This is a genomic window from Enterobacter cloacae complex sp. CARB60 (assembly GCF_036487345.1).
GTDB lineage: Bacteria > Pseudomonadota > Gammaproteobacteria > Enterobacterales > Enterobacteriaceae > Enterobacter > Enterobacter asburiae_D.
In genome coordinates this window covers 3,439,097-3,463,723 of sequence record NZ_JAZKLC010000002.1, presented here as the reverse complement: position 1 = coordinate 3,463,723, position 24,627 = coordinate 3,439,097, and the positions used below count along the sequence as shown (strand labels likewise).

Below are 24,627 nucleotides of genomic sequence, written 5' to 3'. Positions count from 1 at the left end.
AAAATTCGATAAATCAGAAGAGTAATGAAGGATTTACGCGGATGGTTTCCAGTCGCCTTGAGATGCGCGGTATCAGCCTGGCCTTTTCCGGCTTTCAGGCGCTGTCGCGCGTGAATTTCACCTTAACCGGCGGATCCGTGCATGCGCTGACCGGTGCCAACGGCGCGGGGAAATCGACCCTGATGGCGGTGCTGTGCGGCACGCACGACCACTATGAGGGTGAGATCAGCATTAACAACCAGCCGGTGACGATCCGCGAACCGCTTGACGCCAAACGGCTGGGGATCCACCTCGTGCAGCAGGAGGTGGACGTGGCGCTGATCCCGGGGTTAAGCATTGCCGAAAACATCATGCTCGACCAGCTGGCGCAGCCGGGGCATCGCTTCAGCTGGCGCGCGATCCGCCAGCAGGCGAGACGGGCGCTGGCGCAGCTGGATGTCTCTCTGGACGTACGCCGTTCCATTGACGGCTGTTCGCTGGCCGAAAAGCAGCAGATTTTGCTGGCGCGGGCGCTGTCCCACCACTGCCGTTTTTTGATTCTTGATGAACCCACCGCGCCGCTGGATGCGCACGAGAGCGAGCGCCTGTTTGCGGTGGTGAGACGCTTAAAGCAGCAGGGCATCGGCGTGGTGTTTATCTCCCACCGCATTCACGAGCTGAAGGCCATCTGCGACACCTTAACGGTGCTGCGCGACGGCAAGCTGATCGAGTCCGGCCCGATGGCCGATCTTAGCGGCGAAGAGATTGTCGAGAAGATGCTCGGCCACGTGCTGAGCGATATCTATCCGCCCGCGCGACCGCCGCACGGAGACGAAACGCTGCTGCGCGTTGAGGGGCTTCACGATGACGCGCTGCTGAAAGATATCTCCCTGCACCTGCGCAAAGGCGAAATTCTCGGGATTGCCGGGCTGGCGGGTGCGGGGAAAACCGAACTCTGCAAGGCGCTGTTTGGCGCCACCAAAAGCCGCGTCGCGCGCGGCGAGCTGAATCATCAATCCTGGCAGCCGCGCGACCCGGCTGACTCCGTGCTGCGCGGTCTGGCGCTGGTGCCGGAGGAGCGGCGGAAAGAGGGCATTTTTATCGACGAGCCGGTGAGCATGAACCTGGCGGTGACGGCGGATAACAGCTTTTCGCGCTGGAGCCTGTTTGGCCATCGTCAGGCGTGGCGCTGGGCGGAAGAGGTGATAGCCCGCGTCGGCGTGCGCGCCCGCGGACCGGGGCAGGTGCTCCGCCGCTTGTCTGGCGGCAACCAGCAGAAGGTCGCCATCGGTAAATGGCTGCGCAATGACGCCAGCGTGCTGATATTCGACGAGCCGACGAAAGGCGTGGACGTGAAGGCCAAAACCGACCTGTTCCAGCTGATTGACGGCCTGGCGCGAGAGGGCAAAGGGGTGATTTACGCCTCGGGCGAGTTTGCCGAGCTGGTCGGGCTATGCGACCGCATCTGCGTGCTGTGGGACGGGCGCATCGTGGCGGAAATCGCCGGGGCCGAGGCCCGCGAAGAGACACTACTTTATTATTCAACCGGAGGAACGGCGTCGTGAGCAAGGCCCTTTCAGTGAACGCGGCGGCGTCTGGCCGTCAGCAGATTTTCGATTTTCTCTACAAGTGGGGCATGCTGTTAACCGTCGTCGCGCTGGTGGCCGTCTTTGGCCTGGCGTCGGACAGCTTCCTCGATCCGAACAACATCATCAACATTCTGCGCTCGATTGCCATCGTGACGGTGATTGCCATTGGCGTGTCGATTTCATTGACCATCGGCGGGTTCGATCTCTCTGTCGGATCCACCGCGTCGCTGGCGAACGCGCTGGTGATTTCCCTTTTCGTCTGGCACGGATTTGGTACCACCGAGTCGATTCTGATCACCCTCGCGCTCTGCACGCTGGTGGGGCTGTTTAACGCCTTTCTGATCGTCGTCCTGCGTATTCCGGACATGCTCGCGACGCTTGCCAGCCTGTTTGTCATTCAGGGCGTGGCGATGACCTACAGCTACGGTGGGTCGATTACCGAGAACATGGTGCTGCCGAGCGGCGACATGGCGGAAGGCACGATTCCGGCGGCGTTCAGCCTGCTGGGGCAGGTGCCGACCATTGTGATCGTCATGCTGGTGGTGACCGTGCTGGCGCAGCTGGGCCTCTCGCTGACCACTCACGGACGCCGGATGTACGCCATTGGCGGCAACCCGGAAGCGGCGCGTCTCTCCGGCATTCGCACCACGCGCTACAAGGTGGCGGCCTACGTGATTGCCTCGCTGCTGGCGGGCCTGGGCGGGATTTTGCTGGCGTCGCGCATCGGTTCGTCGCAGGTGAATGCGGGCGGCGGATACCTGATGGATGCGGTGGCGGCGGCGTGGATTGGCTTCTCGCTGGCCGGGTCCGGCAAGCCGAACGCGCTGGGAACCCTGGTCGGGGCGGTCATTCTCGGCGTGCTGTCGAACGGGCTGGTGATGCTCTCCGTGCCGTATTACGCCATGGACATTATAAAAGGGCTGGTGCTCGCGGTGGCGCTGGCGATTACCTACATACAAAAACGCTAAACATTTAAAACAACACAACGGGATAACAGAATGAAAAAAATCGCTCTCTCTTTGGTGGCGCTCGGGTTGCTGACGTCTCTGCCAGGCTTCGCGGCTACGCCCGCACCGCTTCCGGCTGCCATTGCCAACCATGACGGCCCGATCCGCATCGCGGTGATCCGTAACCTTGGCTCAGACGACAACACCACGCAGTTTATTGCCGGCGCAATTCAGGAAGGAAAAAAGCTTGGCTTTAAGATCAGCACCTTTTTAAGCAACGGAGACGACGCCAAATTCCAGGACTTCGTGAACCAGGCGATCAGCCAGAAATATGACGGGATTATTCTCTCTCAGGGGCGCGATCCGTACTCCACCGCGCTGGTGAAGAAAGCGGTGGATGCCGGTATTAAAGTCGCCGTTTTTGATACCGCCGTTAACGGCGAGATCCCGGGCGTGACCGTTACCCAGCAGGACGATGCCTCTCTGACTAACCTCTCCTTCGGCCAGCTGGCGAAAGATTTCAACGGCAAGGCCAATATCGTCAAGCTGTGGGTGGCGGGCTTCCCGCCGATGGAACGCCGTCAGGCAGCCTATAAAGAGCTGCAAAAGCAGTATCCGGACATCAAAGAGCTGGAGTCCATCGGCGCCGTGTCCTCTGACGTGCAGGGCGATACCGCCAACAAGGTAGGCGCGATCCTGGCGAAATACCCGAAAGGCAAAATCGACGCCATCTGGGGAACCTGGGACGCCTTCAGCCAGGGCGCGTATAAGGCGCTGAAAGAGAACGGCCGCACCGAGATCAAGCTCTACAGCATCGACATCTCCAACCAGGATCTGCAGCTGATGCGCGAGCCTGGCAGTTCGTGGAAGGTGAGCGTGGCGGTGGATCCGAAGCTGATTGGCGCGACTAACGTGCGTCTGGTGGCGAATAAGATTGCCGGGGAAGCCACGCCTGCAACCTACGATTTCAAAGCGGCCGCTATCCCTCAGGCGCTGCTGACCGCCCAGCCGGGCCCGGTGAACGTGGCGTCTCTGGGCAAAATCATTCCGGGCTGGGGCCAGACGGAAGATTTTATCGCGCCGTGGTTTGCGACGCTGGAAGCGAAAAATAAATAACACCAAGCCGGGTGGCGTCAGGTGCGGCCTGATGCCCTCACCCCGGCCCTCTCCCACAGGGAGAGGGAGAAAACCAACAGGAGCTCAAGGTGACTTTTTTACCCCCTCCAGAATACAGCCGCAATATGCGGCTGATTGGCCATAGCGACCAGGGCGGTCGTCCGGACGGCGTGCAGCTGATGGTGCACCGCGGTTTCGCCTATATCGGCCATATGGTGTCGCAGGGCTTTTCGATTGTCGACGTGCGCGACCCTAAGAACCCGAAAGCGGCAGGCTACGTGCCCGCGCCGCCCGGCACCTGGAACGTGCACCTGCAGGCGCACGACGACCTGCTGCTGGTGATTAACGCCCGGGATCTGTTTGCCGATGCCCGCTTTGCCGACGAGAAGATCTACTACACCCGCCAGGTGGGGGAGACCGTCAGCGACGTGCAGGACAAAGGCTGGAGCGCCGGGCTGCGCGTGTTTGATATCTCCACGCCGGACAGGCCGCGCGAAATCGGCTTTCTGTCGCTGAGCGGCATCGGCATTCACCGCATCTGGTACGTCGGCGGCCGCTGGGCCTACGTTTCAGCGCTGATCGACGGCTTTACCGACTACATCTTCCTGACCATCGACCTGGCGGACCCGCGTAAGCCTGAAGTGGCGGGGCGCTGGTGGCTGCCGGGGATGAACCAGGCCGAAGGAGAGAAGCCGAACTGGCCGGAAGGGAAACGCTACGCCCTGCACCACGCGATTATCGCGGGGGATACCGCCTACGGCAGCTGGCGCGACGGCGGCCTGACGCTGCTGGACGTGAAGGACCGCACCCAGCCGAAGCTGATTAGCCACCGCAACTGGAGCCCGCCGTTTGGCGGAGGGACGCACACCGCACTCCCGCTGCCGGACCGCGATTTGCTGGTGGTGCTGGACGAAGCGGTGCTGGATAACCAGGAGGACGGCGAAAAGCTAATCTGGCTGTTTGATATCCGCGAGCCGTCGAACCCGGTGAGCATCTCGACCTTCCCGCAGCCGGATGAAACCGACTACGTGGCGAAAGGGGCGCATTTCGGCCCGCATAACCTGCACGAGAACCGGCCGGGGAGCTTCGTTAGCTCAACGCTGATTTTTGCGACGTATCAGAACGCGGGCGTGCGGGCGTATGACATTTCCAATCCGTATCGGCCGGTGGAAACCGGTGCGCTGGTGCCCGCCGCGCCGGAGAGAATGATGGACACGCGGCCCAATCGCCCGCAGGTGATCCAGTCGTGCGACGTGTTTGTGGATGCGCAGGGGATTATTTACAGCACGGATTATAACGGTGGATTGTCGGTGATTGAGTATTTGGGGTAAGTTTTTGCCGGGTGGCGGCTTCGCCTTACCCGGCCTACATTCGAATCGTAGGCCCGGTAAGCGCAACGCCACCGGGCACAAAGCCGGCACTCAGCTGTACTGCCGCACCCTTGCTACCAGCTCTTCCGCGCTGTCGATGCGGTCGGCAATGACGATCAGCGCTTTACCGAGCGTTATCGCGTGGCGCAGGCATTCGTGGCGCATGGCTTCATCCTGGATGGTGTCGATATCCGCCACGTGGGAAAGCCCGACGCTGCGGCGAATGAGCTCGGTGCCGCAGAAGCCGATGGCGTCATGCCAGACCTTTTTCAGGAACGCGGAGGCATAGCCCGGCGTGCCGAGCGCGGCGTCGCGGGTTTTCTCGTTTGCCAGCGCTTGGAAGCGTTCCGCGAAGGTGTTCCACAGCTCCTGAATATCGGTCAGCCGCTGCTCGCGCGCGGCGGCGGCATCGCGAATGCCCAGATGCCCCGGCAGGCCGCAGAAGTTCAGCAGCAGGTTGCCGATGGCGGTGCCAATATCAAAACCTATCGGCCCGAAATAGCCGAACTCGGCGTCGATGGCCTTCAGGCTGCCGTCGGCCACAAAAATCGACCCGCTGTGAATATCGCCGTGCAGCAGGGCTTCAGCCTGAGAAAAGAAACGGTGCTTCAGGGAGGCCACGGCAATTTTAAGCGGGGCGTCGTCGCGCAGGGCCGTTACGTCATTTTCCAGCTCGGCCGGGTAGCTGTTGCGCTCGTGGATCTGGTACGGATCGTTGAAGAACAGATCTTCGGTGATCTCGCACATTTCCGGGTTGATGAATTTCGCCACCTGCGCTTTTTTCTCGTGCGGGTGCAGGTAGAAATCGCTGGTGTGGAACAGCGCGTGCGCGAGGTATTCGCCCAGCTGCTGCGCCGCCTGCGGGTAGTAAATGTTGTTGATCAGCTCGCCGCGCCAGATGCGATGGCTGGAGAGATCTTCCATCACCATCACTGCCAGCTCCGGGTCGAAGTGGTGGATTTTCACGGTGTGCTGCGGGCTGTGCTGGTAGTGCTCGACCAGCGTTTGCGCCTCAAGACGGGCGCGGTCCAGCGTCAGCGGCCAGGACTCCCCGACGCAGCGCACGTAGGGCAGCGCCTGCTTGACGACGATGCGGCTCACGCCCGCGCTGTCGAAAATTTTAAATACCAGATTGAGGTTGCCGTCGCCTACCTCCTGCGCCTCCACCAGCGATGATGGGTCATCAAGGCCGCCAAACTGCCTGGCATACTCCACGGCGTCCTGAGCGGTAAAGGTACGGTATTGCGACATGGCCTGCTCCTCACGAGTTTGCTAATAAAGACATGTAGACGTCTATACATCTGGATTTCATCCTGACACAATGTGCTACAACAACGCAACAGGGAATTAACGACATGCAGACATTACAGACAACCAGCCTGCGGGTGGCGAATAATCAGCTCTTTATTCTCGACCAGCAGGCGCTTCCGCAGGAGAAACGCTGGCTGGATGCCTCGACCGTAGAGGCGCTGGTTGGGCACATTCATGCCCTGCGGGTGCGCGGCGCGCCGCTGATTGGTCTCTCTGCGAGCCTGCTGCTGGCGCTGCTGGCGGAAAACGGCAAAAGCCGCGACGAGCTGGCGGCGGCGCTGGAAACCCTGCGTGCCTCCCGCCCGACGGCGGTGAACCTGATGAACAATCTCGACCGCATGAAGAGTGCGCTGTGGCAGGAAGATTATGTACCGGCGCTGGTGGCCGAAGCGCTGCGGCTGATTGACGAAGATAAACGGCTTTGCGACGCGATTGCGAAAGCCGGCAGCGCGCTGGTGAAGCCCGGCAGCCGTCTGCTGACCCACTGCAACACCGGCGGGCTGGCAACGGCGGGCGTAGGCACGGCGCTGGGCGTGATTGCCCGCGCGCATCAGGACGGTAACGTCAGCAGCGTCTGGGTGGATGAAACCCGTCCGCTGTTGCAGGGCGGTAGATTGACCGCGTGGGAGCTTGGCGAGCTGGGCGTGCCGTATCGGCTGATTACCGACTCCATGGCCGCCAGCCTGATGGCGAAAGGGGAAGTGGACGCCGTGTGGGTGGGCGCAGACCGTATTGCCGCCAACGGCGACGTGGCGAACAAGATCGGCACCTATTCTCTGGCGGTGCTGGCGAAATTCCACGGCATTCCGTTCTATGTGGCCGCCCCGCAAACGACCCTCGATCCGGACTGCCCGAACGGTGATGCGATCCCGATTGAGCAGCGTGCCGCCAGCGAGGTGACGGGCGTGGCTGGAAGCTTTGGCACGGTACAGTGGGCGCCGGAAAACGCGCAGGTCTATAACCCGGCGTTTGACGTTACGCCTGCCTCGCTGATTAGCGGCTGGGTGCTGGATACGGGCGTGGTCACGCCGGAAGCGGTGGCAAACGGGAAATTCGCCTGAGTCCGGCTATCCTTTAAGGGGTTCCCCTGAGAGGACAACATCGTGACGCTCGATCCTGAAACAGACTTAAAACTGGAGCGCGTGGTGGACGCACCGCGCGACCTGCTGTGGCTCTGCTGGACCACGCCGGAACACATCAAAAACTTCTTCATTCCTGCTCCCCATAAGGTGACCGAATGCGACCTCGACCTGCGCGTGGGCGGGCGGTTCAATACCGTGTTTGAGGTGGACGGGCAGCGGATGGATAACCGGGGCGTGTTTCTTGAAATCGATCCCGGCAAAAAGCTGGTCTTTACCGACGGTTACGGGGAAGACTGGAAGCCTGCGGAAAAACCCTTTATGACGGCGATCCTGCTGCTGGAAGATGTGGGCGAGGGCAAAACCCGCTACACGGCGATTGCGCGCCATCCGACGAAGGAAATTCGCGAGCAGCATGAACAGATGGGCTTTCACGAAGGGTGGGGGATTGTGCTGGATCAGCTGGTGGGGTATGTGAAGGGGCTTAACGCGTAGTGCGCGCTGATGCCCTCACCCCGGCCCTCTCCCACTGGGAGAGGGAGAAAAGATCATGCCAGCCTTGGATACGCATCCGCGATCGCATCACCCGTAAACTGGGCCACCCAGCCTTCCGGGTTATCGAAAATACGGATCGCGGTAAAGTTCGGCTCTGAGCCCATATCAAACCAGTGCGGCGTGCCCGCGGGTACGGAAATCAGGTCGTTTTTCTCGCACAGCACCTGATACACCTCATCGCCAATGTGCAGGCAAAACAGCCCTGCGCCTTCCACGAAAAAGCGCACTTCGTCTTCGCCGTGGGTGTGTTCGTTCAGAAACTTCGCGCGCAGCGCCTCTTTCTGCGGGTTGTCGGCACGCAGGCTGATCACGTCCCAGCTCTGATAGCCTTTCTCCGCCACCAGCTTGTCGATGGCATGCTGATACGCCTCGATCACGGCTTCGGGCGCGGGATCGTGGCCTAAATCGCGGTCAGCCGCCCAACGTTCGAAGCGCACGCCTTTAGCGTTGAGCTGTTGGGCAATCTCGGCGGCGTCGGTGCTGTGCCACTGGTGTTGACTGGCGTCTTTATCGGAATAAATGGTCAATGCGCTCATGAAGGGATCTGCTCCGGATTAATCTCGTCAAACTGGTGGACCTGATGATGATGGCTTGCGCCGTCATCATCGCCGCGAATCAGCTGCAGGGTGCGAAAACCTGCCCGTTCAGCCGCGTCCAGCTCCTGATGAATATCGGACAGGAACAGGATCTGCGACGGGGCGATGCCAGTTTGCGCCGCAATGTTTTGATAAGACTGCACCTCGCGCTTGGCGCCGATGTGGGTATCAAAATAGCCGCTGAACAGATGAGTAATATCACCTTCGTCGCTGTAGCCAAATAACAGTTTCTGTGCGGCGACGGAGCCAGAGGAATAAACATAGAGATCAATCCCTTGCGCTTTCCACTTTTCCAGTGCAGGCAGTACGTCCGGGTAGAGGTGGCCGGTAAAGTCGCCGTTCACGTAGCCGTCTTGCCAGATGATCCCCTGCAGGGCTTTGAGCGCCGTGGATTTGCGGTCTTCATCCATAAAGGCAAACAGGGCGTCGATAAGCTCGCTGACGCTGGCGTGCGGGTGACCGATTTCATCACGCAGGTTGTCCAGAATGGATTTGACCGGCTCGGCGTACTGCTGCGCGGTCACGAAGGCCGCCAGCCGCTCACGCGCGTAGGGGAACAAAACATCATGGACAAAACGGATATCGCTGGTGGTTCCTTCAATATCCGTCACAATCGCGCGAATCATACTCTCTCCAGTTGTCGTAAACGCATTTCGCATTCAAATAAGAATTCTAATCCTTCCAGATGACGGCGGGCCTCGGCCACATCGCGTCCCCAGCAGGTTAAGCCATGACCGCGCAGAAGAAAACCATAATTAAGCGGGCGTTCCTGCGCGTAATGGGCGATTCGCGAGGCGAGGGCGTCAATATCCTGGTCGTTATCAAATACCGGGATGGAAACCGTATCCAGATGCGTGGTCTGCCCGGTGAGGGATTTTTGCATTTCAAAGCCGCTGATGTTGAGCTCGGCTTCTTTCACCAGGCGCGAGAGCACCGTGGCGTTGACGGTATGAACGTGCAGGACGGCGTTGGCCTCCGGGAACAGACGATAGATGAGGGTGTGCAATCCGGTCTCCGCCGACGGCCTTCGGCCAGACGGCGCGCGGTTGGTGGCGATCTCCACCTGCAGAAAATCCTCCGTCGTCAGGCTGCCTTTGTCTTTGCCGGATTCGCTGAGCCAGCACAGGCGTTCGTCCTGACGCACCGACATGTTGCCGCCGGTGGCGGGTGCCCAGCCTTTGGCGCCAATCCAGCGGCAGGCGTCGACCAGATGTGTGAGTTGCAGGTTGTCTGTCATTTCCTTTTACCCTCGCGGCCAGGAATATTCATATGGTTTAGACGTCTAAGCGTCTTGATTGCCAAAGACTAACATCGTGTTATAGTGGCAGCAACATAAGTATTACAAGCAGGCACGACACAATGAGCAATAACGCATTGATTCCGCAGAGTAAACTTCCCAATCTCGGGACCACCATCTTTACGCAGATGAGCGCTCTGGCGCAGCAGCACAACGCCATCAACCTTTCCCAGGGGTTCCCGGATTTCGACGGCCCGACCTATCTTCAGGAGCGTCTGGCGTACCACGTGGCGCAGGGGGCGAATCAGTATGCGCCGATGACGGGCGTGCAGGCGCTGCGTGAAGCCATTGCGGATAAAACGGCGGAGCTGTATGGCCATAAGCCCGATGCGAACAGCGAGATCACGGTGACGGCAGGGGCGACCGAAGCGCTGTATGCGGCCATCACCGCGCTGGTGCGCGCGGGCGATGAAGTGATTTGCTTTGACCCGAGCTACGACAGCTATGCGCCTGCGGTTGAACTCTCCGGCGGCGTGGTGAAACGCGTGGCGTTACAGCCACCGCATTTCCGTCCTGACTGGCAGGCGTTTGCGGCCCTTCTGAGCGACAAAACCCGCCTGGTGATCCTGAATACGCCGCACAATCCGTCGGCGACGGTGTGGCAGAAAGCCGATTTCGCCGCGCTCTGGCAGGCGATTGCGGAACGTGAAATTTACGTGCTGAGCGATGAAGTCTACGAGCACATCTGCTTTGCAGAAGAAGGGCACGCCAGCGTGCTGGCCCATCCGCAGCTTCGCGAGCGCGCTATCGCCGTCTCGTCATTCGGTAAAACTTACCATATGACCGGCTGGAAAGTGGGTTACTGCGTCGCACCGGCCGCCATTAGCGCCGAGCTGCGCAAGGTGCACCAGTACCTGACCTTTGCCGTGAACACGCCGGCTCAGTTGGCGCTGGCGGATATGCTGCGCGCTGAACCCGGACATTATCGCGAGCTGCCGCACTTCTATCGTGAACGTCGGGATCTGTTTGTGGCGGCGCTGAGTAAAAGCCGACTGGAAATTTTGCCCTCAGAAGGGACGTACTTCCTGCTCGCGGACTACAGCGCGATTTCCGATCTCGATGACGTCAGCTTTTGCCAGTGGTTAACAAAAGAGGTGGGCGTGGCCGCCATTCCGCTGTCGGTGTTCTGCGCCGATCCCTTCCCGCATAAGCTGATCCGTCTTTGTTTTGCGAAGCAGGAATCGACGCTGCTGGCGGCGGCAGAGCGTCTGAACACGCTCTGATTATTTCACCGTCCAGGCTTCTGAGTAACGGCGGTCTGCAAACAGCTCCAGCAGGCCGTTGATTTGCTTGAGGCGCAAGACTTCATCGCTGTCCATTCCCAGCTCCTTGCTTATTCTCTCGTCATTCCAGCCAAGCTGCACCAGTTCGCGGACAATGTCTGACATGGCATTAATTTGATGCCGCCCGCGCGCCCGGTTGTGACGGATGGTGGCCGCCATGCGGTTATGTTTATCCTGCCGATCCCGACGCAGGCAGGTGACGGGCAGGTAGCCTTTAAGCTCGCGCTTTAACACCGCCCGGTTCGTGCCGATTTCATGGCGATGAAAACCATCCACAATTTCGTAGTGTTGCGGGTCACTTTCTGTCACAACGATAGGCTGGGTGAATCCATCGAGTTCCAGCGACTTACTGAGCAGCCGCTTTTCTGGAGGGGCAACGTTATTCGGGTTGTAATCGTTAGCGGTAATAGCGTCCTGTCTGATCCAGAGGACGCAGTCTATCGGTTGCTCACGAAAAGGACTGTTTTTATGGATCGCTTCGCGAAAAGCATTTATGGCGTTAATGCGATCCTCTTCGGAAAGTGACTGAAGGTACGTTTCCATCTCGGTGATTAGTCTTTGTCGCATAATATGCCCCACTCCTTGCGTTTCGCCTTCACTCTGTCGCTGTAGCGCTGATAATGTTTGGGTTTATTTGGGCTGAACGATAGCGCTCTGCACCAGAAGTCGTTATTAAGGAGAACCTTGCAAATTCGGCGCCAGGAGGGAATGTCTTTGGCACCGATATCACCGTCCTGCGTATCGGGAATATCCTCTAAACCTCTCTTCTGATACCAGTGCAGATAAATGGCGATTTTATTGCGGTAATGCTCAGCCGTATTTTGCGGCATGCTGTCGAGGAGCAGCATGGCATATTCGCGCCAGCAGAGGTGTTCGGGTTTCAGGATTTTACGGTGGCCGTAAAAGTGGTTGTCGTGTCCGGCGTATATCCCCCCGCTGCGCACGCCGCTCACGCGCTCGCACATGGTCGCCCAGCGATCGGGCTCAACAACGTGGTACAGCCATAGCCCCTGGCGTTGCTCCGGGCCGAAGGGCTCACAAATACGCATATAGCGGGGCGGTACGCCGGCCTGGAACATCAGGTCATAGAGCGGGTTATAGCAACATCCCGATTTGGCGAACCAAGTCCAGATATCGGCTGTTTTCCAGTCGTAGAGGGGATAAACATACCAGGCATGCCCGCCCGGGGCGACGGTTGTCCAGGGTTTATCATCGGCAAACCGCTGCTTACGTGACGACGCGATAGCCAGAAAACGGTTGTAAGATTCATCGGCGCGGATGCCTATCATCACGGCGGCCGGGCGATTGTGAGAGAACCAGTCGGAGAAGCTGCGGACAAAGGTTTCAAACGTCATGCCTGGCTGGTAGAAAGGAAAAAAAGCGGGATCGGTTATCGCATCGGCAGGAGGCTGGCGGACCCATCGGGTGCCGGGTTCCCAGCATTGCCATTCCGGCTGGAATTGGGACAGGGAATTTTGCGTTGTCAGGGGAAGCGCTACCCACCAGAAATGGCCGATAACATCGCTGTACAACTCGCGCATATGTTCAACATGGGTAATGGTATGGGAAAACTGCGCTTCCCAGTCGATAAAGAGGACATCTATTTTTATTTTCATCTGTCGCGCCTGCCGGGCAACCAGATGCAGCATGACGGTGGAGTCCTTACCTCCTGAAAAAGAGACACAGATCTTGGGTAAATTCTCGAAAGTCCATTTTATTCGCTCCCGAGATGCACAAAGAACATCCTGGTTAAGAGGGTACTTATAAATTGACATGTTTATTCTCATCCTGAGGAATAAATACCAGACGTTAGTGTCAATACTAGAGTGAGAATTATATCAGTCAATAATTAATGAGGTGTGTAAACTTTATGCTGAATGTTTCTATAACTATGGTGTATGTTTCTAAAATAGGTGGCTCTCATTCTGCGCGAGAACCACGCCAGATTTCACGGTAAGGCTATTTCTTCAATAAAACTCGCGAATGCCGAGCTATTCAGCGCGGAACGATTATACATCATGTAAATATCAATGCTGGGAAATTGAATGTCTGTTTCCACTTGGCGCAGATTAAGTGCTGGACCATATTGTTCAAAGGCCGGTGTGGGCGCTAATCCTATGAGGTCAGATGAACTGATCACCGACAGAAGGGATATAAAAGAATCGCTACGATAGACAATATTTCTTTCGCTTAACAGGTTCTCGGCCTTTTCCTGGTATTCTTTGACGCTGTTCTCATCGCTCAGGTAGGCGGTGAAGTTTTCATTCAGAATCTCTTCACGCGTAGGATTTCCGCTCATGCGGGGATGATCCCCCCGACAAACGAGAACAAAAGGAAGTTTATGAAACAGACTGCAGGCGATGGAGCGGCTGTTGGAGGAGGCAAAAGAAAATATCAGGTCGGCTTTTCGGTAAGCCAGGAGATCTTCTGCTGAATCAGGGGCCAGAAAAACATCATGCAATTCAACTGAATAATTATACTTGTTCATGAGCAGCTTCATTGGCGCAAGCATCGTTTTGGTGCTCATAAACTGCGGGCAGTAAATGACAAAATTCTTCTTCAACCCGCTGCTGTGCATGATATTGATAGTCTGCTCAAGCTGGTTCAGATTCTGTTCCAGATGATGATGCAAATTGACGCCGACGGTCGTTGGCGTGATCCCTTTACCGGAACGGATAAACAGAGGATCGTTGAGTTGTCCTCTCAGGCGTTGCAGTGACTGGCTCACGGCAGAGGGCGTGATATACAGCGTCTCGGCGGCTTTACTGATACTAAGATGTTGGTAAATGCACTCGAAAATGACTAACAGATTAAGATCGAATTTTTTAAGGTCGTAGAGGTTTGCCATGTTTCGTCCTGAGGATGCTGTGTTTGCTGTGGTTATCACATCACTGATAACTATAGTTTGAAGTTAACCATTTACAATCCTTTCGGTTAACTCTCTTAATTTTAAATTAAACTCATCTTAATATATCACGACGTCAGATTATTGAAATAGCGCTTCAAAGGCGATTAAGATAATTTTATCTTCGAAGAGGGCGAGAACGTTTAAATGACAATTGTTATTTATATATTGCGATGGTTTTATAATAAAAATAAATTTATAACGCTCCGGAATGATGTTCGACACAACCTATCACAGCCATAGGCAGGAATGTCTCTCTTAAGGATTGCTCAATCCCTGTACGGGTGGTGTAATCAAAAAGCTGTTACCGCCTTGATATAAAGGGTTGTAGAGCGCAACGCAACGCCAGTTTCGGCTGGCACTGAATGTACCTGCGGGGAATTCAGGTATCAGGGCCGCCCGTTGAGGCGGCCTTTTTACTTTCAGGCTTTCCTGTAAAAGGTTCACCTTGTTGTCTTGTCGACGTTGTAAGGTTTGGCTGATTGATTTGATAAAGCATACGCATTAGCCCCGATGGATAAAGTTGGTTACCTTACATCTCAACGAAAACACGGAGGAAGTACAGATGTCTTTGATTAATACCAAAATTAAACCTTTCAAAAACCAGGCGTTCAAAAACGGTGAGTTCATCGAAGTTACCGAGAAAGATACCGAAGGCCGCTGGAACGTCTTCTTCTTCTATCCGGCTGACTTTACCTTCGTTTGCCCGACTGAACTGGGTGACGTGGCAGACCATTACGATGAACTGCAGAAGCTGGGCGTAGACGTTTACTCTGTGTCTACCGATACCCACTTCACCCACAAAGCATGGCACAGCAGCTCTGAAACCATCGCAAAAATCAAATACGCGATGATCGGCGACCCGACTGGCGCCCTGACCCGTAACTTCGACAACATGCGTGAAGATGAAGGCCTGGCTGACCGCGCCACCTTCGTTGTTGACCCGCAGGGCATTATCCAGGCTATCGAAGTTACCGCTGAAGGTATCGGCCGTGATGCTTCTGACCTGCTGCGTAAAGTGAAAGCCGCTCAGTACGTGGCTTCTCACCCGGGCGAAGTGTGCCCGGCGAAATGGAAAGAAGGCGAAGCGACGCTGGCTCCATCCCTGGACCTGGTCGGTAAGATCTAAGTCTGTAAAGCCTGGCGGCGCTGCGCTTGCACAGGCCTACAGTATCGTAGGCCGGGTAAACGAAGTGCCTCCCGGCAATCAATGGGCGCCCCCCGCGCCCATTTCATTCCAGCACCATGATGCAAGTTGCATTCAGGCCGCCCGTATAAGGCAGCTTGCATGATGACGTCTTAAGAGAGGGAAGAACAATGCTCGACACAAACATGAAAACCCAGCTCAAGGCCTACCTTGAGAAACTGACCAAACCCGTTGAGCTGATTGCTACGCTTGACGACAGCGCCAAATCGGCAGAGATCAAGGAACTGCTGGCGGAGATCGCCGAACTGTCGCCGAAAGTGACTTTCAAAGAAGACAACGCGCTGCCGGTCCGTAAGCCCTCTTTCCTGATTACTAACCCAGGCTCCGACCAGGGACCGCGCTTTGCCGGTTCTCCGCTGGGTCACGAATTTACCTCACTGGTGCTGGCGCTGCTGTGGACCGGCGGTCATCCGTCTAAAGAAGCGCAGGCGCTGCTGGAGCAAATCCGCGATATCGACGGCGATTTTGAGTTTGAAACCTATTACTCGCTCTCCTGCCACAACTGCCCGGACGTGGTGCAGGCGCTGAACCTGATGTCGGTTCTGAACCCGCGTATTAAGCACACGGCGATTGACGGCGGTACCTTCCAGAATGAAATCACCGATCGTAACGTGATGGGCGTACCGGCGGTCTACATGAACGGTAAAGAGTTCGGCCAGGGCCGCATGACGCTGACCGAAATCGTTGCCAAAGTGGATACCGGCGCAGAAAAACGTGCGGCGGAAGAGCTGAACAAACGCGATGCCTACGACGTGCTGATCGTCGGTTCCGGCCCTGCGGGAGCGGCAGCAGCGGTGTACTCCGCGCGTAAAGGTATTCGTACCGGCCTGATGGGCGAACGCTTTGGCGGCCAGGTGCTGGATACCGTTGACATCGAAAACTACATCTCCGTGCCGAAAACCGAAGGCCAGAAGCTGGCGGGGGCGCTGAAGGCGCACGTCAGCGACTACGACGTAGACGTGATTGACAGCCAGAGCGCCAGCAAGCTGGTTCCGGCTGCGGTCGAGGGTGGTTTACACCAGATTGAAACCGCGTCCGGCGCGGTGCTGAAAGCGCGCAGCATTATCATTGCCACCGGCGCGAAATGGCGCAACATGAACGTCCCGGGCGAAGATCAGTACCGTACCAAAGGCGTGACCTACTGTCCGCACTGCGACGGCCCGCTGTTTAAAGGTAAACGCGTGGCGGTGATCGGCGGGGGTAACTCCGGCGTGGAAGCGGCTATCGACCTGGCGGGGATTGTTGAACACGTTACGCTTCTGGAGTTCGCACCAGAGATGAAGGCGGACCAGGTTCTGCAGGACAAAGTTCGCAGCCTGAAAAACGTCGATATCGTGCTGAACGCGCAGACCACGGAAGTGAAGGGCGACGGCAGCAAAGTGACGGGGCTGGAATACCGCGACCGCGTGAGCGGCGACGTGCACAGCGTTCAGCTATCAGGGATCTTCGTGCAGATTGGTCTGCTGCCAAACACCACCTGGCTGGAAGGCGCGATTGAGCGCAACCGCATGGGCGAAATCATCATTGATGCGAAATGCGAAACCAGCGTGAAGGGCGTGTTTGCGGCGGGCGACTGCACCACCGTGCCGTACAAACAGATTATCATCGCCACGGGCGAAGGTGCGAAGGCGTCTCTGAGTTCGTTTGATTATCTGATCCGCACCAAAACCGCATAATAAAAGAAAGTAAGACTACACCTGCAACAGCGAGAGGCCACCGAAAGGTGGCCTCTTTTTTTATCTTACGACCATCACCGGTATGTGGGTGTGGCGGATCACGCTGGAGGCGTTAGAGCCCAGCAGATGCGTAGTAATGGAAGGGTTGCGCGAACCGATGACCACCACGTCTGCTTTCAGCTCGTTCGCCAGCTCGTTTACCGCATCGCGTACGCTGCCAAACCGGACGTGCGTTTTAATGCGCGAAGGGTCGATGCTGAAGTGGCTGACCATGGTTTGCAGGCGAGTTTCCGCTTCATGCTGCAAATGCTCCTCGAAGCGACGCACGTCGGCGGCAAAGCGGTGAAGGCTCAGGCTGGCGGAGCCCGGCAGTACGTGCAACAGATGGATGACACCGTTCTGCTGCGCCAGGAACTCCGCATGGCGAACGGCCTTGTCGCTCAGCTCCATCTCAAAAACATCAACCGGCATAATGATTCTCTGATACATACCCGTTTCTCCTTGTTTATAAACGCTGAACTCATTTAACCATAAAATATAAATGGTTTCTGTAAGCGCTCCGTCAGTTTTCGTATCTCGCCAGGATAAATCTCAAAAGCCCCGTATTCCGGGGCTGGCCTTCAGGGGTAGCTACCCTTATACACTTATCTGGAACCTTTCGGAGGTCGCATGAAAGCACTTACGTATCACGGTCCGCACCATGTTCGCGTCGAGAATGTCCCCGATCCCATCATCGAACAGCCCGACGATATCATTCTGCGCGTCACGGCCACGGCTATTTGCGGCTCCGATTTACATCTCTATCGCGGAAAGATTCCGAAGGTGCAGCACGGCGACATTTTTGGCCATGAGTTTATGGGAGAAATCGTTGAGTGCGGCGCAGAGGTGAAGAATTTGCAAAAAGGGGATCGGGTGGTGATCCCCTTTGTCATCGCCTGCGGGGACTGTTTCTTTTGTCGTCTGCAGCAATACGCGGCCTGTGAGAATACCAATGCCGGGCAGGGTGCCGCACTGAACAAAAAGCAAATCCCCGCGCCGGCCGCGCTGTTTGGCTATAGCCATCTCTACGGCGGCGTGCCGGGAGGACAGGCAGAATATGTTCGCGTGCCAAAAGGTAACGTCGGGCCGTTTAAGGTCCCGCAACTCCTTTCCGATGATAAGGCGCTTTTCCTTTCCGATATTTTGCCCACGGCCTGGCAGGCGGCAAAAAATGCGCAGATTGCAAAAGGCTCAAGCGTAGCGGTTTTCGGCGCCGGGCCTGTGGGGTTACTGACCATTGCCTGCGCGCGACTGCTAGGCGCTGAGCAGATCTTTGTTATCGATCACCACCCGTACCGTTTGCGATTTGCCGAGGCGCGTTACGGCGCAATCCCCATCAACTTTGATGATGATAACGACGCAGCGGAAAAAATCATCGAGCAGACCGCTGGCCAGCGCGGCGTTGACGCCGTGATTGATGCGGTTGGGTTTGAAGCGAAAGGCAGCACCACCGAAACAATCCTCAGCAATCTTAAAATTGAAGGCAGCAGCGGCAAAGCGTTGCGTCAATGCATTGCTGCCGTCCGTCGCGGTGGGGTGGTCAGCGTACCCGGCGTATACGCAGGGTTTATCCATGGCTTCCTGTTTGGCGATGCCTTTGATAAGGGGCTGACGTTTAAGATGGGCCAGACGCACGTTCATGCCTGGCTGGGCGAACTGTTACCGCTGATCGAAAAAGGGCTGCTCACGCCGGAAGAGATCGTGACCCATTATCTCCCTCTTGCGGATGCGGAACGCGCCTATGAGGTATTCGAAAAACGGGAGGAGGAGTGCCGGAAGGTGATTCTGGTTCCTGGCGCAGAAACGCCTGAGGCCGCGGAGCAAAAAGTTAAAGGCCTGGTGAATGCCTTCCCGGGTGGGGTTGCTTGAGAAGGTTAGCTTACCAGTGGCGTTCAAGATAGAGCACGGCCGTGACGATAATCGCCACAAAAATCAGAAAGATAAGTGTGATAACCAGTATCTCACTCATGACCGTCCCCGCGGCACTAAAACAGATTAAGCGTGGATTAAGGCCATTCTGCGCGATATAGGAAAATCGGGTGAATTTGCGAAAAGAGGATGCGGCTGCATCCTCTATGCAAAGCGGGTGGGCGCTTGTTCAGAAGGGGGTTAACGCAGGTAATCGCCCGCGGCTTCTGGCTGGTAGAGCAACGCCAGCACTTCAAGATGGGCAGAGGCGCCGCCCGGCAATTCCCAGTGGATGGTATCGCCCGTGCGTAGACCCAGCAGTGCGGCACCTACAGGCGCAAGTACAGAAAGCTGCGCGCTGCTGTCGGTCATCTGAGCCGGGTAAACCAGCGTGCGGGTCAGCTCTTCACCGGTGGTCAGGTTGCGGAATTTTACCTGGCTGTTCATGGTGACCACGTCATGCGGCATCGACTCAGCCGTGCACATCTGTGCCCGGTCGAGCTCCTCATTCAGGGCGTCGGCCACGGGAAGTGAGGCAAACTCTGCTTTTTCCAGCAATCTGTCGATACGTTCTGCGTCGAGCTCATTGATGATGATTGTAGGTCTGGACATTTTTACTCCATGTCGTTAATGCTGCGTGTCACGCAGAAACCGATCCAAAAGAAAACCCTCGCCGTCTGGCAGCGAGGGTTTAACTCTCCCGATGATACTGGCTGAGCGCCCAAGTTTGAAGTGATGAAGGTCACATTCATGGTCCATATGAATTTTCGCTGAAATTTATTCAGTCTTCATTCCGGGAGGAATACGTTACGCTGAGAACCTGAACCAGGGCGTTGCCCACCAACGAGAGAGAACTATGTACTTTTACCAACCGTCTCAGGGTCACGGCCTGCCGCACGATCCGCTGAACGCCATTATTGGACCACGTCCGATCGGCTGGATCTCCTCATGCGATAAGGCCGGTCAGCTGAATCTCGCGCCGTATAGCTTCTTTAACTGTTTTAACTATCGTCCGCCGATCATCGGCTTTTCCAGCAACGGCTGGAAGGACAGCGTGCGTAATATTACCGAAACAAAAGAATTTGTCTGGAACCTGGCGACGCGCGATCTCGCGCAAGCGATGAACCAAACCTCAGCGATGCTTCCCCACGATCGGGATGAATTTAGCTTCGCCGGACTAACGCCAGCGGCCAGCCGGTTGGTTAACGCGCCCCGCGTCGCAGAAAGCCCGGTGAACTTTGAGTGCCGCCTGTCGCAGTGCATTCAGCTTACCGGCGCCGACGGCACGCCGGTCGATACCTGGCTGGTGTTGGGGGAGGTGGTCGGTATCCATATTGCCGAAACGCTGCTGGAAGAGGGGATATACCAGACGGCAAAAGCGCAGCCCATCCTGCGCGCGGGTGGGCCGACGGCTTACTATGGCATCAGTGACGAAAACCGGTTTGATATGGTGCGCCCGGGCGCGGTTCAGTAACCGGCTTTATCAATCACGAACTGTTTTCCGCAGTTACCAGGATGTGGCTGCGGTGCAAATGACGCCGCAGAAAGCGGGTTGTTAATGGTGTCTGCCTTCAGGGAAATCTGCATCTCGGTCAGATACGCCGGATTGCCGTTGCAGGTCAGCTTGATCGCTTTGATGTTCTCCTTGCCCCAGCTTTTGGCAACGGCACCGTCAAAGTCGCTGCGATTGACGGATTTCCCGTAGTTATCGGCGAGGAATTTACCGACCGCGCTGCTTTTAACTTCCTGATTCATGCGCACCATCGTGCCGAAATAGGCATCCGGATCGAATCCAAAGCAGACGCCATGTTTGGCATATTCGTAGCGTTCCAGGCAGGAATTTCCCCCCGCGCCCGGCATCACGTCGTTGAGCTTGGCGGCAGCGGAAAGCGACAGCCCGGTTTCGGCGGCATTGCATTTGCGGCTGGCCTTCACTTCCGGCATGTTCGGAATGGGGCGCGTGGCGCAGCCAAAACGCATCCATCGACGTTCATCCACGCCGCGCGCGGCAATAGATTTCGGCAGGCCGGGCCATAGCCCGTGAACGGTCAGGAAATCGGCTTTATTCTCGCGCTCTTTTTGCAGGCGACATTCGTCAGGTTCATTCCGGTTGCGCTCGACCATGCTCTGGCAAAACCCGGTTTGCCAGGAGAGAGCCAGCACATAGCGATCGAAATCGCCATACTGTGTTGCCTTCAGCGGTTCCGCCTGTGCGGAGAAGATACAGAGTGCAAGCGCCATTGCGCCAGACGGGATGACGATATCCTTCCTGAACATATGATTTCCTGATCGAATGAGCACGATTAATTTCTGGAAGTTATTAAAGCACAAAAAGCGCCCGCAGGCGCTTTTTGGATATCCCTAATTTAGCTTAGGCTGCGCCGGAAACCAGCACTTCCGTAGCGATAATCACGATAATCAGGCCAACCATAACGGGCACTGAGGTGCGTTTGACGACTTCGAATGGCGAGATTTTCGCCATCCCGGCAACGGCAACGACCACGCCTGACACCGGAGAAATGGTACGGCCCAGGTTTGACGCCTGCAGCATGGGAATGGAGAGATAGGCCGGGTTAATACCGGATGAGTGGGCCAGTTTCGGGATCATCTCAACGAAAGCGTAGAAAGGCGCATTACCGGAACCGGTGGTCATGGCCGCCAGCATGGTGAGCACCACCAGAACCAGCATCAGGATAATACTGGCCGAGCCGAACGAGGTGGCGATAGAAATCAGGCTCTGGATAAAGCCGATCGTGCTCAGACCCTGGGCAAAAACGCCTGCCGCAACCAGCAGCATCACCACGCCAGCGAAGGCATCCGCCATACCGCGATACGCCACTTCCAGACCTGAGAAGACTTTTTGCGTGTTGAAACCGCGTACAAACTCCAGCACGGCGGCCAGCAGCATACAGATGACCAGAATGGTGATGATGTGCAGCTGTGGACCCCATTTGCCGTCAAAAATCAGCACCCCGATGATCGGGGTGAACGGCAGAATGGCATAGAACGCGGGAGCGGTGGTGGTGATTTCACTCACGTCCATCATTTCATGGCTGATGTTTTCTTTCTTGTCGAGATAGCGCTGCCAGAAGAAATGCGCGATACCCATGCCCACGATGGCAACAATCGAGATCGGCAACGTGGTTTTAAAGGCGAAGTCGATGAGTGACATCTCCGCCGCCTTTGCCGCCAGCACAACGTCACCGGAGGTCGGGGAGAGAATAATGGCCGCCGGAGACGCGCAAATTGCCGCGGCCGCACCGCGGCTGATACCGACGTTCACCATGACCGGGAACAGCGTCGCCATGAGCAGTACGCCAAGTCCGGTAGCCGACGAAACGGCCAGCGACATCAGGCAGGCGAGGAAATAGGCCGCGACCATCAGCAGATACGGCGAGTTGATGTACTGCAGGGGTTTGGAGGCAAGCTTAACGACCATGTCGTTGGCGCCGATGTGGGTCATGTAGGCTGCAAAACCGCACAGCATCATGATCATCATGCCCAGATCGCCGCCGCGGCTCATGAGCAATATTTTAATGTATTCAACAATATCTGTAGCGGTGTAACCGGTGCTGGTTGCGCTGGCAGGTAACACCTGGTGCCCCATTATTGCGCTGATAATCAACAGTGTTAAACCGCCAACAAATAATACGCCCGTGGCCGAGTAGCCTTTAATGATGTAGCGCGCGACGCCGACAATGACGACGACGCCAATAAGGAGCTCGAATAACGTAAGCATGATTTCCCCTGTATCTCTGCTGCAATGGAGCACAAAAAATCAATAAAAAAAAGAAGGATGAAATGTGCCGAATAATTGGCCTGTTCTTGCTGATTAAAATCAATAAACAGACGACTAGAGAACCGAACAACCGTGTTTTTGCCATGGCCCATACATTTATGTCATGCGGCCCTTGACCGTCAGAAATAGCGCAATATGCCCCATTAATGATAACAAATTGTTAATGTTTTGTGTGGTTTTGCATGCCTTTGATTAACAAAGCTTAATGTGAAAAGTCACACCCCTTGTGGGCTTATTTGCGCGTATCTCTCGCTTTCTTTAAGAATATTCCCGGAAAGAGACCGAATAATTAGGAATAACGCCGATGCCGTTAAGCCTTGATTCAACTATTTTATGGTAAACTTTGCCTCGAATACTAAGAATGGTAATTGCATTGTGATCGTACGTAATACATTTTTCTCTATTTTGTTGTTTATTTTTGGGCAGTTAACGTTTTCTTCTGTTGCACAGGCAGAAGGCAACGCGGCGGATAAAGGCTGGTTTTCAACCTTTACGGATAATGTTTCCCAGACATGGACGGCACCTGAACATTACGATCTCTATGTTCCGGCAATAACGTGGCATGCGCGTTTTGCTTACGACAAAGAGAAAACCGATAAATACAACGAGCGTCCGTGGGGCGCGGGTTTTGGCCAGTCTCGCTGGGATGAAAAAGGCAACTGGCATGGCATCTATCTGATGGCCTTCAAAGACTCGTTTAATAAATGGGAGCCGATTGGGGGGTATGGTTGGGAGAAAACCTGGCGTCCGCTGGCGGACGAGAACTTCCACGTCGGGTTGGGCTATACCGCCGGGGTCACCGCGCGTGACAACTGGAAGTACATCCCGATCCCGGTGCTGCTGCCGCTGGCCTCTATTGGCTATGGCCCCGCAACGTTCCAGATGACCTACATTCCGGGGACTTATAACAACGGAAACGTTTACTTCGCCTGGATGCGTTTTCAGTTTTAACTGACAAAACGTGAAATGGTGGTGAAAAAACGCACAGACGTTGATTCATAAGCGATAAAAATCTGTCAGTGAAAATTAACGCGACTTTAGTCACTTTTTATCAAAGAACCGCTGGACAAAAGGTCTCACAATTGATGTACTGATAACCGACACAGCATTTGTGTCGTTTTTTAATGTAAAGGTAATTTTGATGTCTAAGATTAAAGGTAACGTTAAGTGGTTTAATGAGTCCAAAGGATTCGGTTTCATTACTCCTGAAGATGGCAGCAAAGACGTGTTCGTACACTTCTCTGCAATCCAGTCTAATGGTTTCAAAACTCTGGCTGAAGGTCAGCGTGTAGAGTTCGAAATCACTAACGGTGCCAAAGGCCCTTCTGCTGCTAACGTAATCGCTCTGTAATTCAGACGCGTCAGCAAGAATTTCAAAACCCGCTCACTGAGCGGGTTTTTTTCGTTTTGAATCAGCCAAGCAGATACATTTTCAGGAAGCTGGCTACGATCAACACGCTCAGTAACACCATTCCTGCGCTCATCAGACTCTGTTTCATTCTGTCACCCTCGTTCAGTACTGCATCCAGAGTGACAGAGAAAAATTAAGCCAACATTAACGGTTCGGCTGTTAATGCGCGCTTGCGGAAGAAAATAGCCAAAATGCGATCCCCGTCATCGCAAAGGAGCCGAGCATATTGGTCGCCATATTCATCAGCGCCCAGCCGAAACGGCCTTCCTGAAAGAGAAAAACCGTTTCCGCAGAAAAGGTCGAGAAGGTGGTTAACCCGCCGCAGAAACCCGTTGTAATCAGGACTTTCCACATCGGGTCGATGTGCGTCATTCGGTTAAACCAGGCCAGCCCCATGCCGATGATAAAGGCGCCGATCAGGTTAGCGGCAAGCGTCCCCATGGGAATCGCCTGATGCAGGGGGTTAAACCGCATACTCAGAAACCATCGCGCAACGCTACCCGTTCCCCCACCAATAAAAACGGCTAAAAGTAGTTGTAACACGCTAAATACCTGCTATT

The 24,627-nt window shown here is 55.8% G+C and carries 26 protein-coding genes; 13 read left to right on the top strand and 13 right to left on the bottom strand.

Annotation, left to right across the window (positions count from 1 at the left end; all coding sequences use genetic code 11):
* Positions 1-41 precede the first annotated feature (41 nt).
* The 4 genes from V4835_RS17725 to V4835_RS17710 all read left to right on the top strand — a co-directional run bounded on the left by V4835_RS17725 (position 42) and on the right by V4835_RS17710 (position 4,962).
* Positions 42-1,544 carry a sugar ABC transporter ATP-binding protein gene (locus V4835_RS17725; protein WP_331413046.1) on the top strand — a complete coding sequence of 501 codons (1,503 nt, stop codon included), beginning with the start codon at positions 42-44 and terminating at the stop codon, positions 1,542-1,544.
* Entirely contained in the window at positions 1,541-2,536 is a 996-nt protein-coding gene (locus V4835_RS17720) for an ABC transporter permease (protein ID WP_063143207.1), read from the top strand. Before V4835_RS17725 ends, V4835_RS17720 begins: the two co-directional genes overlap by 4 nt.
* A gap of 30 nt (positions 2,537-2,566) precedes the next feature.
* Positions 2,567-3,631 carry a sugar ABC transporter substrate-binding protein gene (locus V4835_RS17715; RefSeq protein WP_331413044.1) on the top strand — a complete coding sequence of 355 codons (1,065 nt, stop codon included), beginning with the start codon at positions 2,567-2,569 and terminating at the stop codon, positions 3,629-3,631.
* 89 nt (positions 3,632-3,720) lie between these two features.
* Complete coding sequence (locus tag V4835_RS17710; RefSeq protein WP_331413043.1) at positions 3,721-4,962, top strand: LVIVD repeat-containing protein; 1,242 nt, start codon at positions 3,721-3,723, stop codon at positions 4,960-4,962.
* Positions 4,963-5,052: 90 nt separating this feature from the next.
* Here the strand turns inward: V4835_RS17710 and mtnK are convergent, their stop codons facing one another.
* Positions 5,053-6,252, bottom strand: coding sequence for an S-methyl-5-thioribose kinase (gene mtnK, locus V4835_RS17705; protein WP_331413041.1), 1,200 nt, complete (start codon positions 6,250-6,252; stop codon positions 5,053-5,055).
* 104 nt (positions 6,253-6,356) lie between these two features.
* Between mtnK and mtnA the strand changes: the two genes are divergently transcribed.
* Positions 6,357-7,373, top strand: a complete 1,017-nt coding sequence (gene mtnA / locus V4835_RS17700) for an S-methyl-5-thioribose-1-phosphate isomerase (protein WP_331413039.1) — start codon at positions 6,357-6,359, stop codon at positions 7,371-7,373.
* 42 nt (positions 7,374-7,415) lie between these two features.
* Positions 7,416-7,886 carry an SRPBCC family protein gene (locus V4835_RS17695; RefSeq protein WP_063143203.1) on the top strand — a complete coding sequence of 157 codons (471 nt, stop codon included), beginning with the start codon at positions 7,416-7,418 and terminating at the stop codon, positions 7,884-7,886.
* 53 nt (positions 7,887-7,939) lie between these two features.
* Here the strand turns inward: V4835_RS17695 and V4835_RS17690 are convergent, their stop codons facing one another.
* From V4835_RS17690 to V4835_RS17680, 3 genes are read right to left on the bottom strand one after another with little or no spacing between them, the layout of a single operon-like run.
* Positions 7,940-8,482 carry a 1,2-dihydroxy-3-keto-5-methylthiopentene dioxygenase gene (locus tag V4835_RS17690; RefSeq protein ID WP_015571163.1) on the bottom strand — a complete coding sequence of 181 codons (543 nt, stop codon included), beginning with the start codon at positions 8,480-8,482 and terminating at the stop codon, positions 7,940-7,942.
* On the bottom strand, positions 8,479-9,168 hold the full coding sequence (mtnC, locus tag V4835_RS17685; RefSeq protein WP_063143202.1) for an acireductone synthase: 690 nt from the start codon (positions 9,166-9,168) through the stop codon (positions 8,479-8,481). Before mtnC ends, V4835_RS17690 begins: the two co-directional genes overlap by 4 nt.
* A complete protein-coding gene (locus V4835_RS17680) occupies positions 9,165-9,779 on the bottom strand; it encodes a methylthioribulose 1-phosphate dehydratase (RefSeq protein ID WP_331413037.1) in 615 nt (204 codons plus the stop codon). The genes mtnC and V4835_RS17680 overlap by 4 nt, the downstream gene beginning before the upstream one ends.
* Positions 9,780-9,901: 122 nt before the next feature.
* Between V4835_RS17680 and V4835_RS17675 the strand changes: the two genes are divergently transcribed.
* Entirely contained in the window at positions 9,902-11,062 is a 1,161-nt protein-coding gene (locus V4835_RS17675; protein ID WP_331413036.1) for a pyridoxal phosphate-dependent aminotransferase, read from the top strand.
* Here the strand turns inward: V4835_RS17675 and V4835_RS17670 are convergent, their stop codons facing one another.
* From V4835_RS17670 to citR, 3 genes are all read right to left on the bottom strand, one after another.
* The gene (locus tag V4835_RS17670; protein WP_063143199.1) at positions 11,063-11,689 is read right to left on the bottom strand and encodes an IbrB-like domain-containing protein; all 627 of its coding nucleotides are present in this window, start codon (positions 11,687-11,689) and stop codon (positions 11,063-11,065) included.
* Entirely contained in the window at positions 11,674-12,897 is a 1,224-nt protein-coding gene (locus tag V4835_RS17665) for a phosphoadenosine phosphosulfate reductase (protein ID WP_331413035.1), read from the bottom strand. Before V4835_RS17665 ends, V4835_RS17670 begins: the two co-directional genes overlap by 16 nt.
* Positions 12,898-13,070: 173 nt before the next feature.
* Positions 13,071-13,970 carry a DNA-binding transcriptional repressor CitR gene (gene citR, locus V4835_RS17660; protein ID WP_331413034.1) on the bottom strand — a complete coding sequence of 300 codons (900 nt, stop codon included), beginning with the start codon at positions 13,968-13,970 and terminating at the stop codon, positions 13,071-13,073.
* A gap of 622 nt (positions 13,971-14,592) precedes the next feature.
* Between citR and ahpC the strand changes: the two genes are divergently transcribed.
* Entirely contained in the window at positions 14,593-15,156 is a 564-nt protein-coding gene (ahpC, locus tag V4835_RS17655) for an alkyl hydroperoxide reductase subunit C (protein WP_331413032.1), read from the top strand.
* Positions 15,157-15,344: 188 nt separating this feature from the next.
* Complete coding sequence (gene ahpF, locus V4835_RS17650) at positions 15,345-16,910, top strand: alkyl hydroperoxide reductase subunit F (protein ID WP_058841803.1); 1,566 nt, start codon at positions 15,345-15,347, stop codon at positions 16,908-16,910.
* Between the two features lie 60 nt (positions 16,911-16,970).
* On the opposite strand, the gene uspG is transcribed toward ahpF, so the two are convergent.
* Positions 16,971-17,399, bottom strand: coding sequence for a universal stress protein UspG (gene uspG / locus V4835_RS17645; protein ID WP_331413031.1), 429 nt, complete (start codon positions 17,397-17,399; stop codon positions 16,971-16,973).
* Between the two features lie 180 nt (positions 17,400-17,579).
* On the opposite strand from uspG, the gene V4835_RS17640 reads away from it, so the two are divergent.
* A complete protein-coding gene (locus V4835_RS17640; protein WP_331413029.1) occupies positions 17,580-18,818 on the top strand; it encodes a zinc-dependent alcohol dehydrogenase in 1,239 nt (412 codons plus the stop codon).
* A 10-nt stretch (positions 18,819-18,828) separates the two neighbouring features.
* Here V4835_RS17640 and yldA read toward each other — a convergent pair whose 3' ends face one another.
* Both yldA and rnk read right to left on the bottom strand, forming a co-directional pair.
* On the bottom strand, positions 18,829-18,918 hold the full coding sequence (yldA, locus tag V4835_RS17635) for a small membrane protein YldA (protein ID WP_321220993.1): 90 nt from the start codon (positions 18,916-18,918) through the stop codon (positions 18,829-18,831).
* Positions 18,919-19,058: 140 nt separating this feature from the next.
* Entirely contained in the window at positions 19,059-19,469 is a 411-nt protein-coding gene (gene rnk / locus V4835_RS17630; protein ID WP_063143194.1) for a nucleoside diphosphate kinase regulator, read from the bottom strand.
* A 244-nt stretch (positions 19,470-19,713) separates the two neighbouring features.
* Here rnk and V4835_RS17625 point away from each other — a divergent pair, with 244 nt between their 5' ends.
* Positions 19,714-20,331, top strand: coding sequence for a flavin reductase family protein (locus V4835_RS17625; protein WP_331413027.1), 618 nt, complete (start codon positions 19,714-19,716; stop codon positions 20,329-20,331).
* On the opposite strand, the gene rna is transcribed toward V4835_RS17625, so the two are convergent.
* Positions 20,325-21,098 (bottom strand): ribonuclease I, encoded by a 774-nt coding sequence (gene rna, locus V4835_RS17620; protein WP_442877329.1) that lies wholly within the window; start codon positions 21,096-21,098, stop codon positions 20,325-20,327. The genes V4835_RS17625 and rna overlap by 7 nt on opposite strands.
* A gap of 130 nt (positions 21,099-21,228) precedes the next feature.
* The gene (gene dcuC / locus V4835_RS17615; RefSeq protein ID WP_331413023.1) at positions 21,229-22,596 is read right to left on the bottom strand and encodes an anaerobic C4-dicarboxylate transporter DcuC; all 1,368 of its coding nucleotides are present in this window, start codon (positions 22,594-22,596) and stop codon (positions 21,229-21,231) included.
* A 393-nt stretch (positions 22,597-22,989) separates the two neighbouring features.
* Here dcuC and pagP point away from each other — a divergent pair, with 393 nt between their 5' ends.
* Together pagP and cspE are read left to right on the top strand one after the other, a co-directional pair.
* Complete coding sequence (gene pagP / locus V4835_RS17610) at positions 22,990-23,607, top strand: lipid IV(A) palmitoyltransferase PagP (RefSeq protein ID WP_442877318.1); 618 nt, start codon at positions 22,990-22,992, stop codon at positions 23,605-23,607.
* Positions 23,608-23,797: 190 nt separating this feature from the next.
* Positions 23,798-24,007, top strand: coding sequence for a transcription antiterminator/RNA stability regulator CspE (cspE, locus tag V4835_RS17605; RefSeq protein ID WP_002439184.1), 210 nt, complete (start codon positions 23,798-23,800; stop codon positions 24,005-24,007).
* Positions 24,008-24,226: 219 nt separating this feature from the next.
* Here the strand turns inward: cspE and crcB are convergent, their stop codons facing one another.
* Positions 24,227-24,610 (bottom strand): fluoride efflux transporter CrcB, encoded by a 384-nt coding sequence (gene crcB / locus V4835_RS17600; protein WP_331413021.1) that lies wholly within the window; start codon positions 24,608-24,610, stop codon positions 24,227-24,229.
* Positions 24,611-24,627 lie beyond the last annotated feature (17 nt).